At 71.4% G+C, this 12,862-nt stretch carries 13 protein-coding genes; 2 read left to right on the forward strand and 11 right to left on the reverse strand.

Translation table 11 applies throughout. The features are described 5' to 3' along the window. Window positions 1–7: 7 nt before the first annotated feature. From EER30_RS00445 to rimP, 9 genes are all read right to left on the reverse strand, one after another. Entirely contained in the window at window positions 8–1,354 is a 1,347-nt protein-coding gene (locus EER30_RS00445) for an MATE family efflux transporter (protein WP_127497149.1), read from the reverse strand. A 628-nt stretch (window positions 1,355–1,982) separates the two neighbouring features. Then, a complete protein-coding gene (locus tag EER30_RS00450; protein WP_127499218.1) occupies window positions 1,983–3,020 on the reverse strand; it encodes a DHH family phosphoesterase in 1,038 nt (345 codons plus the stop codon). Between the two features lie 26 nt (window positions 3,021–3,046). After that, a complete protein-coding gene (rbfA, locus tag EER30_RS00455; RefSeq protein WP_127497151.1) occupies window positions 3,047–3,499 on the reverse strand; it encodes a 30S ribosome-binding factor RbfA in 453 nt (150 codons plus the stop codon). A gap of 96 nt (window positions 3,500–3,595) precedes the next feature. After that, on the reverse strand, window positions 3,596–3,889 hold the full coding sequence (locus EER30_RS00460; protein WP_127497153.1) for a DUF503 domain-containing protein: 294 nt from the start codon (window positions 3,887–3,889) through the stop codon (window positions 3,596–3,598). Window positions 3,890–3,923: 34 nt separating this feature from the next. After that, window positions 3,924–4,946: a TRM11 family SAM-dependent methyltransferase gene (locus EER30_RS00465; RefSeq protein ID WP_127497155.1), complete on the reverse strand. Its 1,023-nt coding sequence runs from the start codon at window positions 4,944–4,946 to the stop codon at window positions 3,924–3,926. 83 nt (window positions 4,947–5,029) lie between these two features. Continuing rightward, window positions 5,030–8,101 carry a translation initiation factor IF-2 gene (gene infB, locus EER30_RS00470; RefSeq protein WP_127497157.1) on the reverse strand — a complete coding sequence of 1,024 codons (3,072 nt, stop codon included), beginning with the start codon at window positions 8,099–8,101 and terminating at the stop codon, window positions 5,030–5,032. 93 nt (window positions 8,102–8,194) lie between these two features. After that, a complete protein-coding gene (locus EER30_RS00475) occupies window positions 8,195–8,596 on the reverse strand; it encodes a DUF448 domain-containing protein (RefSeq protein WP_127499219.1) in 402 nt (133 codons plus the stop codon). Further along, window positions 8,574–9,602, reverse strand: a complete 1,029-nt coding sequence (gene nusA / locus EER30_RS00480) for a transcription termination factor NusA (protein WP_127497159.1) — start codon at window positions 9,600–9,602, stop codon at window positions 8,574–8,576. Before nusA ends, EER30_RS00475 begins: the two co-directional genes overlap by 23 nt. Further along, window positions 9,599–10,219, reverse strand: coding sequence for a ribosome maturation factor RimP (rimP, locus tag EER30_RS00485; RefSeq protein WP_127497161.1), 621 nt, complete (start codon window positions 10,217–10,219; stop codon window positions 9,599–9,601). Before rimP ends, nusA begins: the two co-directional genes overlap by 4 nt. 153 nt (window positions 10,220–10,372) lie before the next feature. Between rimP and EER30_RS00490 the strand changes: the two genes are divergently transcribed. Continuing rightward, window positions 10,373–10,882, forward strand: a complete 510-nt coding sequence (locus tag EER30_RS00490; protein WP_205650080.1) for a hypothetical protein — start codon at window positions 10,373–10,375, stop codon at window positions 10,880–10,882. Further along, window positions 10,879–11,304: a ferritin-like domain-containing protein gene (locus EER30_RS00495; protein WP_127497163.1), complete on the forward strand. Its 426-nt coding sequence runs from the start codon at window positions 10,879–10,881 to the stop codon at window positions 11,302–11,304. The genes EER30_RS00490 and EER30_RS00495 overlap by 4 nt, the downstream gene beginning before the upstream one ends. Here EER30_RS00495 and EER30_RS00500 read toward each other — a convergent pair whose 3' ends face one another. Together EER30_RS00500 and map are read right to left on the reverse strand one after the other, a co-directional pair. After that, window positions 11,305–12,006 carry a VIT1/CCC1 transporter family protein gene (locus tag EER30_RS00500; RefSeq protein WP_127497165.1) on the reverse strand — a complete coding sequence of 234 codons (702 nt, stop codon included), beginning with the start codon at window positions 12,004–12,006 and terminating at the stop codon, window positions 11,305–11,307. Beyond that, the gene (map, locus tag EER30_RS00505) at window positions 12,003–12,860 is read right to left on the reverse strand and encodes a type I methionyl aminopeptidase (protein ID WP_127497166.1); all 858 of its coding nucleotides are present in this window, start codon (window positions 12,858–12,860) and stop codon (window positions 12,003–12,005) included. The genes EER30_RS00500 and map overlap by 4 nt, the downstream gene beginning before the upstream one ends. Between the last annotated feature and the right edge of the window lie 2 nt (window positions 12,861–12,862).

A 12,862-nucleotide genomic window follows, 5' to 3' on the forward strand; every position in this document is an offset into this window, starting at 1 on the left:
TAGGAGTTCAGCGCGTGACGCCGACGACCACCCAGCGATCGGATCGCCAGCGCCACACCGTGGTGGCGAAACGGATCAGGATCAGCAGGGCGAGCCCGGCCCAGATGCCGCCCAGCCCGAGATCGAAGAAGTAGGCGATCCAGATGGCGGGCAGGAAGCCGAGCAGGGCCGCAGCCAGCGTGATGTTGCGCAGGAAGCGCACGTCGCCGGCCCCGATCAGCACGCCGTCGAGTGCGTAGACGACCCCGGCGAACGGCATCAGCCCGATGAACCAGGGCCAGATGAGCGAGGCCTGGTCGTGCACCCCGGCGTCGGGCGTGAACCAACCGGGGATGACGCCGCTGCCGGCCGCCGCGAGCACGGCGAACACGACACCGGCCAGGCCCCCCGCGACCGTCACTTTCTTGGCGACCGTACGGGCGTCGGCTTCGCTACCCGCGCCGAGAGCCGCTCCGACCAGCGACTGGGCGGCGATCGCGACAGCGTCGAGGGCGAGCGCGCTGAAGAACCAGAGCTGGAGCGCGATCTGGTGAGCGCCGACCGACTCGACCCCGAACCGGCTCGCGACGGCGGTGGCGGAGAGGAAGCAGGCCTGGAACGCCGCGCCCCGGATCAGCAGGTCACGGCCGAGGCGAAGCTGCTGGACGATGATCTGCGGGCTGGGCCGAAGCTGCCGGGTCTCGCGGACCAGCGCGTAGAGGAAGAAGCCACCCGAAACGGTCTGCGCGACGACGTTGGCGATGGCCGAGCCGACCAGACCCCAGCCGACCGGGTAGACGAGCACCGGGCACAGGATCGCCGAGAGCACGTTGGCGCCGAGTACATAGAACAGGGGACGCCGGGTGTCCTGCACGCCGCGCATCCAGCCGTTGCCGGCCGCGGCGAGCAGCAGGCCGGGAGCGCCGAGGGCCGCGACTCGCAACCAGTGGGCGGCGGCCTCGGCCGTGGCGGGGTCGCCCGCGAGGGCGTGCGCCAGCGGCCCGGCGAGCGGTTGAGCAAGAACAGCCAGGAGTACGCCCACCGCCAGCGCGAGCCAGGAGGCCTGGACCCCCTCGGCGACAGCGGCGGCGCGATCGCCCGCGCCGAAGCGCCGGGCGGCCCGTCCGGTCGTGCCGTAGGCCATGAGCGTGCCGAGCCACGCGGCCACCGACATGACCGTTCCGCTGACGGCGACGGCGGCGAGCTGCACGGAGCCGAGATGGCCGACGACCGCGGTGTCGACGAGCACGTAGAGCGGCTCGGCGGCGAGCACCACGAGCGCGGGCAGGGCCAGCTGCGCGATCCGCCTGGCCGAGGCGGGGCGTGATGCCGCGGCCGGGTCACGGACGGCGTGCGACTGGGCAGGCGGGCTCATGGTAAGTCATGATGCCCGCCCAGTCGTAAGGAGTGCAATACGGATGAGGGCTTACTGTGACCCTACTGACGCGTGTCCATCGAGGTCTGCAGGGCGCGGCGCGCCTGCTCGCGGGCTTCGTCGGTGGGCTTGGGCTTGGGCTTGGCAGCCATGATCGTGGTCCTTCCACGGTGGGTGCGGGCGTGGTGCGGCGACACACGCCTCTGGGATCGGTCGAGCGGACGTCACGTGGGCCGGCCCGGGATCGCCGGGCACCTGGCGACGAGTGACGCGACCCGGATGGGTGGACCCGGGTGGCTCGAGGTCTCGCGGAGGGCGGTGGTCACGGCCGCGCAAAACCAAATCACCGTTCAGGTACCAAACTATCGTTCAGTTCCGCGCTGTGGAGCGCGCTTCCCACCAACCGGGACACCCGGCCGAGACCCGACAGCGGCCGGTGGGGCCAGCGTGGCGAAAGTCATGGCGCAGCCGACGCACTAAAGCGCACAGCGTGCACGGAAGCGCACAGCGTGCACGGAAGCGCACAGCCCGCACGGAAGCGCACAGCCGGCGCGGAAGCGCACAGCCGGCACGGGCGGGCACAGCAAAAGGGCGCGCGACAGAGTCGCGCGCCCTGAGGAGAGAGGCCTCAGGCCAGGTGAGCGTCCAGGAGGGGACGGATCCGCATGATCACGTCTTCGGGCTCGCCGTGGGCGGTGAACCCGGCCGCGAGCCGATGCCCGCCCCCGCCCAGGGCCACGGCGACCGCGCTGACGTCGACGGCGCCCTTCGACCGCAGGGACACCGCCCACTCGCCCGGGGTCAGCTCTTTGATGACGACCGCCACGTCAGCCTCGGCCACGCCGCGGATCGGGTCGATCAGGGCGTCGAGCACGTAGGGCCGCTGGTTGTGCCGTTCGAGGTCGGCCGTGGTGGCGTAGGTCCAGGCCAGGCCGTGGCCGCCGGCCGCCGATCGGTCGAGCACGGCGCGGCCCAGCACCTCGCCGGTCAGCTTCATCGCGCCGAAGGGACGCGTGTCGAACGTGCGGCGGGCGATGTCGGCGGCGCTGATGCCGGTGGCGATCAGCCGGGCCGCCAGGGTGTGCACCGCGGGCGTGCGCACGAACTTGAACGAGCCCGTGTCGGTCGTGAGAGCCACGTAGAGGCATTCGGCGATCTCGGCGTCGAGCGGCACGCCGAGCCGGGTCAGCAGTTCGTCGGCCACCACCGAGGTCGCCGCGGCACCGGGGTCGACCAGGTTGACGTCGCCGAAGTCGGTGTTCGAGGCGTGGTGGTCGAGCACGACCACGCGGGAGACGCCGCCGAGCAGGCTCGCCAGAGCGCCCAGGCGCGATTCCGCGGCCACGTCGAAGATCAAGATCAAGGGCGCCGACCTGTACGCCTCTTGCTCGGGCACGAGCAGGTCGGAGCCGGGGAGCGCGCGGTAGGGCTCGGGCACGTCGAACTCGCCCGGGAAGGTGGCCCGCAGCCGGGTGAAGCCGAGCCGGCGCAGCCCGAGGGCGAACCCGAGCATGCTGCCGAGCGCGTCCCCGTCGGGGTTGACGTGGCAGATCAGCTGGACCTCGGCGTCGAGCGGGACACCGCGGACCGCCGCCACGGCCGACGCCCAGGCGGCCTCGTCGACAGCAGCCGCGGAGCCGGTGACAGGGGTGCGGCCCGGGTCGATGCCGGGCCGCACCACGGAAGCCGATGTCACCCCTGGTCCTCGCGGGCGCCGACCGGCTCTTCGTCTTCCTCGCTCTTGTAGGGGTCGGCGTCGCCCGCGTACTGCTTGCCCGCGGCGAGACGCTGCACCTCTTGATCACGCTGGCGCGCCTCGGTGAGGAGGTCGTCGATCTCCTTGGCGTGGTCGAGCACGTTGTCCTGCACGAACGCCAGGCTCGGCGAGTGCCGCAGGCCCAGCGCGTGCCCGACGCGGGTGCGCAGCATGCCCTTGGCGCTCTCGAGCGCGGCCTTGGTGCCGGCCTGCTCGGTCGTGTCGCCGAGCACCGTGTAGTAGACCGTCGCCTCGCGCAGGTCACCGGTGATCCGCGCGTCGGTGATCGTCACCATGCCGAGCCGGGGATCCTTGATCTCACGTACCAGCGATGCCACCAGTTCCTTGACGCGTTCCGCATGCCGACGCGTCTTGGCCGGGTCCGACATATCGCCCACCTCCGACTGTGATCCCGCGGGTTCGAAAAACCGCCCGCGCCCAACTGCTGAAGCCTACCCACGTGCTGTTGAAGCCGAACGTCGCCGTCAGTCGTCGTCACCGTAGAGCCGGCGTTTCACCGACAGCAGCTCGACCTCGGGCCGGCCGGCCACCTGGTTCTCACACGTGGTGACGACGGCGCGGGCCTGCTCGGGCTCGGCGGCGACCACCGCGACCCCGATCTGGGCCCGCCCGTGCAGGTCGTGAAAGCCCACCTCAGCCGCGCTGACCTCGAACTTCTTCAGCATCGCGAGGATGGGACGGACGTAGGAACGCTTCTGCTTCAGCGAGCGCGAGTCGCCGGGCAGCAGCAGGTCGAACACTGCGGTCTCGGTATACATCAGCCGGAAGATTACAGCGGGGGTGTGACAACTCTCAGTTGGTTTTCCGCGCGATCAACACGTCCCGCTCGATGCCCTGGTCGACCCGGTGGTCGAGCGGACCCTGCGGCACCAGTTCGAGGCCGTTGGCGATCAGGATGTCCTCGGCCAGCTCGCGCCGCGCGACCTTGGTGTTCCACGACAGCCCGAGCGCCCCGCCGGCCCGCAGCAGCGGCAGCCACTGCGGCACCGCCCGCTCCAGCAGGTCGAGCGGTCGCCGTGAGATGCCGCCCTCGTCGTCGTAGGAGCCGTGCGCGACCCCGTACGGCAGGTCGGCCACCAGCACGTCGGCGACCCCGCCCTTCAGCAGCCCTTCGAGCTGGGTGGTGTCGGCCTGCAGCACGACGATCTTCTGCACCGCGCCGGCCTTGTGGTCGTCCTTGCTGGCCGCCATCGTGACCTCCAGGCGACGCGCGGCCCGCTTGCCCTGGCGGCGTACGGGAACGAGCTCGGCGGTGTGTTTGAGGCGCTTGCGCTTGAGCCAGGTCTGCAGGAACAGCTTGTACGCCTCGACGTCCTTGCCGTCGAGCTCGATGCCGACGCCGTCGTAGCCGTACATCAGCGCCTGGTTCAGGGTCGTGCCCCGGCCACACAGCGGGTCGAGCACGGTGAGGTGCCCGTCGAGCATGCGGCCGGCCGACGCCGAGGCGAGCAGCGCGAGGTTGAGCACGAGCTTGGTGAACTGCTCGTTGGTCTTGCCGGCGTACTTCGGGATCGTGATCAGGTCGCTGTCGTAGCGGGCCAGCGGCCTGAGCGTGAGCGGGCGGAGCAACTCGTCGTCGACCCGCTCGAAGAGGGCGTACGCCGAGGACAGGTTCGACACATAGGCGATGTCCCGCTCGCTCAGGTCACCGTCGAAGGCGAGGTATTCGACACCGCCGAGCGAGACGACCTCGCTGTCGGGGGCGGCCGAGAGGTAGCCGAGGAAGGCGGCCAGCTCGGACTGGGCGAGACGGGCGGCCTGGTCGGCGTAGACACGATTGGCGGACGGGGCGAGCAGCAGGGCGTACCGGGACATGGGTGCCATTTTGCAGGGAGAGCGGTCCGGAAAGCGAAACGGCCCCGATGCTCGGAAGCACCGGGGCCGTTCCTACCGCGTCATCAGGCGCGCGGCTTCTCACGCATCTCGAAGGTCTCGATCACGTCGCCGACCTGCGGGGTGCCGAAACCGCTCATCGTGACACCGCACTCGAAGCCCTCGCGGACCTCGGTGGCGTCGTCCTTGAAGCGGCGCAGCGAGCTGATCGTGACGTTCTCGGCCACCACGACGCCGTCCCGCAGGATGCGGGCCTTGGCGTTGCGGCGCAGCAGACCGGTGCGGACCATGCAGCCGGCGATGAGACCGATCTTGGACGAGCGGAAGACCTCGCGGATCTCCGCCGTACCCTGCTCGACCTCTTCGTACTCCGGCTTGAGCAGACCCTTGAGCGCGGCCTCGATCTCCTCGATGGCCTGGTAGATCACGCTGTAGTAGCGGATCTCCACGTTCGCCCGGTCGGCCATCTCCTTGACCTTGTTCGAGGCCCGGACGTTGAAGCCGATGATCGTGGCGGTCGCCTCGGAGGAGGCGCTCGCCAGGTTCACGTCGCTCTCGGTGATCGCACCGACGCCGCGGTGGATGACCTTGAGCTGGATCTCGTCCGGAATCTCGAGCTTGAACAGCGCGTCCTCGAGTGCCTCGACCGAACCGGACGAGTCGCCCTTGATGACCAGGGTGAGCGAGGTCTTCTCGCCCTCCTTGAGCTGCTCCATGAGCGTCTCGAGCGTGGCCTTGCTGCGCGAGTTGGCGAAGCTGGCCGCACGACGGCGAGCCTGCCGCTGCTCGGCGATCTGCCGAACGGTGCGGTCGTCCTCGCCGGCGAGGAACGTGTCACCCGCGCCGGGCACCGAGGTCAGACCGAGCACCAGGACCGGACGGGCCGGGAAGGCCTCGGACACCGCGTTGCCGTTCTCGTCGAGCATGGCGCGGACGCGGCCGTGCGCGCCACCCGCCACGATCGAGTCGCCGGCACGCAGCGTGCCCTTCTGCACCAGCACGGTGGAGACCGCGCCACGGCCCTTGTCGAGGTGCGACTCGACGACCGCACCCTGAGCCGGCCCGTCGATCGGAGCGGTGAGCTCCAGCGACGCGTCGGCGGTCAGGAGGACCGCCTCGAGCAGCTCGTCGATGCCGATGCCGGGCTTGGCCGCGACGTTGACGAACATCGTGTCGCCGCCGTACTCCTCAGCGAGCAGGCCGTAGTCGGTCAGCTGCTGACGCACCTTGTCCGGGTTGGCGTCGGGCTTGTCGACCTTGTTGACCGCGACCACGATCGGCACCTCGGCCGCCTTGGCGTGGTTCAACGCCTCGACCGTCTGCGGCATGACGCCGTCGTCGGCCGCCACGACCAGGATGACGATGTCGGTCACCTGGGCACCACGGGCACGCATGGCGGTGAACGCCTCGTGACCCGGGGTGTCGAGGAAGGTGATCGCCCGGTCCTCGCCGTTGTGCTCGTAGTGCACCTGGTAGGCGCCGATGTGCTGGGTGATGCCACCCGCCTCGCCGGCCACCACGTTGGTCTTGCGGATCGCGTCGAGCAGCTTCGTCTTACCGTGGTCGACGTGACCCATGACGGTCACGACCGGAGGACGGGTGACCAGACGGGACTCGTCCACCGCGGCGTCGAGGTCGATGTTGAACTGCGCGAGCAGCTCACGGTCCTCGTCCTCGGGGCTGACGATGCTCACCGTGAAGCCCAGGTGCTCGCCGAGCAGCAGCAACGTGTCGTCGGAGCACGACTGCGTCGCCGTCACCATCTCGCCCAGGTTGAACATCTCCTGGACCAGCGAGCCGGGGTTCGCGTTGATCTTGTCGGCGAAGTCGGAGAGCGACGCGCCACGGGAGAGCCGGATCTCTTGACCCTGACCCCGCGGAGCGCCGGAGCTCATCTGCGGCGCCGACAGGTTGTCGAACTCCTGACGCCGCTGCTTCTTCGACTTGCGGCCACGGGTCGGCCGGCCACCCGGACGCCCGAAGGCACCCGCGGCACCGCCGCCACGACCACGACCGCCACCACCGGGACGACCCGGGGCACCACCGGCCGGGGCACCGCCACCGGGACGGAAACCGCCACCGGCACCGCCGCCGCCACCGCCGGGACCACCTCGGTAGCCGCCGCCACCGGCACCGCCACCGCCGCCGGCACCGCCGCGGTAGCCACCGCCACCAGCGCCGCCACCGCCACCGGGACGGAAACCGCCACCGGCGCCGCCGCCGGGGCCGCCACGACCGCCGCCGGGACCACCGGGACGACCGGCGCCACCGCCGGGACCGCCACGACCGGGACCGGCCGGGCGCTGCGCCGGCATGGACGCGGGGCTGGGCCGCGGCGGCATCGACGCCGGGCTCGGCCGCGGCGGCATGCCGGGCTGGTTGGGCCGGGGCATCGCGGCGGGCGAGGGCCGAGCGGCCCCACCACCGGACACACCGAACGGGTTGTTACCGGGTCCACGCGCCGGCGGACGCGGAGCGCCACCGGCCGGGCCGGGACGCGGACCACCGGGCGCGCCGGGAGTGGCGGGCCGGGCGGCCGGGGAACCCGGACGCGGCGGGACCGAGCCGGGGCCCGGGGTGCGCGGACGGGTGCCACCGTCGGCCGGCGGCTGCTGAGCGCGACGCTCAGCGTCGCGGGTGCGGGCGGCCTGTGCGGCCTTGACCGCGGCCTCCTGCTCAGCCTTGAGCGCCGAGGCGCGAGCCTCGGCCGCGGCGACCTCGATGTCGTGGGCGCTCGCCGGTTTGGCGACCGGACCGGGCACGGGGCCCGGACGGCCGGGGACGACCGGCGGCTTGGGACGCACGAACGGGCCGGGCGCCGGCGCTGCCGGGGACGTGGGGGCGCTGGAGGGCGCACCCGCGGCCGGGGCGGCGGGACGGCGCGGCGGCTGCGGCCGCGCGTTGGACGGAGCCGGGCGGGCGGCGGCGGGCGCGGGTGCGCTAGGAGCCGACGCGGCGGGGGCCGCCGGAGCGGAACCTGCCTCGAGGGCACCACGCAGCCGCCGGGCCACCGGGGCCTCGACCGTGCTGGATGCGGATTTGACGAACTCGCCCATCTCTTTGAGCTTGGCGAGAACGGTCTTGCTGTCGACCCCGAGCTCCTTTGCGAGCTCGTGTACGCGGGCCTTGCCTGGCACTGCACTCCTCACTTCGAGGTCGTGCGAGCAGTACCCGCAGCGACCTCACTCGTGCACTAGAAGCCTGGTCATTTCAGGGACTTCATCGTGTGCTCATCTAGGTCGTCCTACCCTGCTAGGTCGTGACGTGGCCTCGATGGTCACGTCATCGGTCTGTCCGCTCGGCTTAGCGACCTCGCGGAGATGCTCGGCCAGCGGCTCGGTGTCAGCGACACCGGTGAGTCGCAGCGCACGCCCGAAGGCGCGGCGCCGCTCCGCCAGCGCGAAGCAAGCCGGATCAGGATGCAGATGTGCTCCCCGACCCGGCAGTCGGCGGCCCGGATCGGGCTGGAGCCGGAGATCATCCCCGGAACCTGCCGCGACGAACCGAATCAATACGGAAGCCAGCGCACGCTTGCGACAGCCAACACACATGCGCGTCGGGCCGACCACCCGAAAGTCTACCCCGCTCGCGTCCGGAGCGCTCAGCCGGTCAGCTTCCAGCCTCGGCCGCATCACGATCCGAGGGTGCCGAACGGTCGGCCGGCTCGTTGTCGGGCCGGATGTCGATGCGCCAGCCGGTGAGGCGGGCGGCGAGGCGGGCGTTCTGCCCCTCGCGGCCGATCGCCAGCGAGAGCTGGAAGTCGGGCACGGTCACGCGGGCCGTGCGGGTGGCCGCGTCGACCACCTCGACCCGCAGCGCCTTGGCCGGTGAGAGCGCGTTTCCGACGAACTGAGCCGGGTCTTCCGACCAGTCGATGATGTCGATCTTCTCGCCGTGCAGCTCGCTCATCACGGCCCGCACGCGCTGGCCCATCGGGCCGATGCAGGCGCCCTTGGCGTTGACGCCCTGCACGGTCGAGTGCACGGCGATCTTGGTGCGGTGACCTGCCTCACGGGCGATCGCCGCGATCTCGACGGTGCCGTCGGCGATCTCGGGCACCTCGAGGGCGAACAGCTTCTTGACCAGCGCCGGGTGCGACCGCGAGAGGGTGACCTGGGGGCCGCGGAAGCCCTTGGCCACGTGCACCACGATCGCCCGCAGGCGGGAGCCGTGCTGGTAGGGCGCCTCGCCGGGCACCTGCTCGGACTGCGGCAGGACGGCCTCGATCTTGCCGAGGTCGACCAGGACGATGCCCTTCTCGGCCCGCGCGGCGTCGGCCTGCACGATGCCGGTGACGAGATCGCCGTCGCGGCCCGCGTACTCACCGAAGTGCTGCTCGTCGGTGGCCTCGCGCAGCCGCTGCAGGATGACCTGCTTGGCGGTCATGGCGGCGATGCGGCCGAAGTCGTGCGGGGTGTCGTCCCACTCGCGCACCACCGTGCCGTCGGGGTCGAGTTCCTGCGCCAGCACCGACGCGACGCCGGTCTTGCGGTCGATCTCGACCCGGGCGTGCGACTGCGCGCCCTCGGTGTGCCGGTAGGCCGTCAGCAGGGCCGTCTCGATGGCCGCCAGAATCGTGTCGAACGGGATCTCCCGCTCGCGCTCCAGGGCGCGCAGCGCCGCGAGGTCGATGTTCATTCCTCGCCCTCCCCTTCGTCCTCGTCGTCATCGTCGTCTTCGTCGCCGAAATCGGCTTCGTCCAGCTTCTTGAACTCGATCTGCACCTTGCCGGGGCCGAGCTCGTCGAAGCGCAGCGCGTGGGGAACGCCGTCGACGTCGAGCGTGATGCCCTCGTCACCGGCCTCGACGACGCGACCGGTGAGCCCGTTGACCGCGACCAGCCGGCCGCGGTTGCGCCGCCAGTGGCGGGGCAGGGTCAGCGGACGGTCGACGCCGGGCGACCCGACCTCGAGCTGGTATTCGCCGGCGAGCACCTCGCCGCCGGACTCCTCGGCCTCGTCGAGCGCGGTCGAGATCTCGCGGGAGACGATCGCCACGTCGTCGAGGCTGATGCCACCGTCGGTGTCGACCATCACCCGCACGACGTGCCGGCGGCCGGCCCGGGTGATGCTCACGTCCTCGAGGTCGTAGCCCGCCGCCGTGACGACGGGCTCGATCACCGCGCGCACCCGGGCACGGGCGGCGGTCAGGTCGACGCGCGGGGCGGCGGGGACACGCGGTTCGGCGTCCTCGCGACGTCGGCGCGCTCCGGGGCCCTGACCGGGCCGAGCGCCAGCACGACCACGCTGCGTCATCGGGACTCGCCCTTTCGTCGATATTCAGACAAACGACTATATGCCGCCGGGCCGGTTAGCCCCGCGGCTGAGACAGAGCGTAACGCGCCCCGTCCGGAGCCGGTTCGGCGCCGCACCGAATCCGCGCCATCCGCAGGTCATGGCGCGGACCCCATGGTGTTGACTGGCGCGGTGCTGATGAGTGTGACCGGACACAGCCGCCGAAGGGTGCTCGCGGGCGCGGCCGGGTTGAGCGTCGCCAGCCTCGCGGGCTGCGGGTTCTTCGACGACGATCCCGAGCTGCCCGAGGCGCCCGACGCGCTGCAGCCCCTGCTCGACGAGGCTTTGGCACTGGCCGCGGCCTACGACCGGGCGGTGGTGACCGAGCCCGGTCTGGCCACCCGGCTCACTCCCCTGGCCGACGACCACCGCGCGCACGCCGCCGAGCTGGCCCGGCTGATCGGCGCGACGCTGCCCTCAACCAGCGGATCGTCCGCAGCAAGTGCCGGAGCTGTCTCAGCGAGTGCCGCAGCCGGTGCGGAGACAGTCGCGACGTTGCGCGCGGCCGAGCAGGCGGCGCAGAAGACGGCGGTCGCGGCGTGCAAGGCGGCGCCGGCCGAGCGCGCGGCCCTGGTCGGCTCGATCGCCGCGAGCCGGGCCACCCACGCGGAGGCACTGCGATGAACCCGCAGACGGGAGCCGCTCTGGCCGCCGAGGAAGCGGCCATCTACGCGTACGGGATCATCGGTGTTCACCTGTCGGGCAAGGGCGACATCGCCGAGGCGCGGGCGGCCGAGCAGGCCCACCGCGGCCGTCGCGACTATCTCGTCGGGCGCCTCGACACGCTCAAGGCCAGCGCGGCCGCCTCCCCCGCCGGCTACGAGCTGCCCTTCGCGGTGACCGACCGGGAAAGCGCCCTCAAGCTGGCGATCCAGATCGAGGACGGCGTGGCCCAGGCGTGGCGCCCGGTGCTTCCGGTGACCACCGGCAACGACCGCGGGACGGCTCTGGCCGCGATGACCGAGGCGGCCGTACGGGCTACGCGCTGGCGCCGTCTGGCCGAGGTGAGCCCGGCAACGCTGCCCTTCCCGGGCCGCGCCGGATGATCAACCACTCAGGCCCACGCCGATGAGAACACCGATGCCGTACGTCGCCGCGGCCGCCAGCGCCCCGAGGACGAGCTGACGCAGACCGCCCAGCCACCAGGGACGCGCGGTGAACCGGCCCACCACGGCCCCGGCGATGAACAGGCCGAGCCCGCCCACGCCCAGCGCGAGGGCCAGGCTGTCGAAGCCGAGCAGGATCGTGATCAGCGGGAACAGCGCGCCGAGCGCGAAGCACACGAACGACGAGCCGGCCGCCGTCCACGGGCTGGGCAGTTCGTCGGGCACCACGCCCAGCTCCTCCTGCGCGTGGATGCGCAGGGCCTGTTCGGGGTGTCGTTTGAGCACGTCGGAGACCTGCCGGGCCAGGTCTTCGGGCAGCCCGCGATCGACCCAGCGGCGTACCTGCTCCTCGGCCTCACCCTCGGGGTTGACGGTCAGCTCGCGCAGCTCCTTGGCCAGCTCGGCGCCGATCTGCTCGTTCTGGGTGCGCACGCTCGTGTATTCACCCAGGCCCATCGAAATCGCCCCGGCGACCAGCCCGGCCACGCCGGTGAGCATCAGGGTGTGCCGGTCGACCCCGCCGCCGCCCACCCCGGCGATCAGCGCGATGTTGGTGACCAGGCCGTCCATCGCGCCGAAGGTCGCGGCCCGCAACCACCCGCCGGAGACGTCGGCGTGATGGTGCTCGCGGACCTCGGTCACGGCAGGGTCAGGATCTCATAGCCGTCGTCGGTGACCACGAGCGTGTGCTCGAACTGGGCGGTCCACCTACGGTCTTTGGTGACCACGGTCCAGCCGTCGCCCCAGATGTCGTACTCGTAGGTGCCGAGGGTGATCATCGGCTCGATGGTGAAGGTCATGCCCGTCTCCATCACCGTGTCGAGGCGCGGGTTGTCGTAGTGCGGGATATAGAGCCCCGAGTGGAACGTCTCGCCGATGCCGTGCCCGGTGAAGTCACGCACCACGCCGTAGCCGAAACGGCGCGCGTACGACTCGATGACCCGCCCGACGACGTTGATCGACCGGCCCGGCGCGACGGCCTTGATGCCGCGCATCATCGCCTCGTGGGTGCGTTCGACGAGCAGTCGCCCCTCCTCGTCGACCTCGCCGACCAGGAAGGTCGCGTCGGTGTCGCCGTGCACGCCGTTGAGGTAGGCCGTGACGTCGACGTTGATGATGTCGCCGTCCTCGAGCACGGTCGAGTCGGGGATGCCGTGGCAGATGACCTCGTTGAGCGACGTGCAGCACGACTTGGGGAAGCCCTTGTAGCCCAGCGTCGACGGGTAGGCCCCGTGGTCGCAGAGGAACTCGTGCACCACCCGGTCGATCTCGTCGGTGGTGACACCCGGCTTGCAGTTCTCGCCGGCGAGCTGGGTGGCCTGTGCTGCCAGCCGACCGGCGATCCGCATCTTCTCGATGGTCTCGGCGGTCTGCACGTGCGATCCGCGCCACTCTTTCGGGCGCTTCTTGCCGACATACTCAGGACGGACGATCTGCGCCGGGACAGCCCGCCAGGGCGTCTGCTTTCCCGGCACCAGTGGCGCGCGCACGGTCATGG

The sequence above is a fragment of the Actinoplanes solisilvae genome (assembly GCF_003999975.1).
Taxonomy (GTDB): Bacteria; Actinomycetota; Actinomycetes; order Mycobacteriales; family Micromonosporaceae; genus Actinoplanes; species Actinoplanes solisilvae.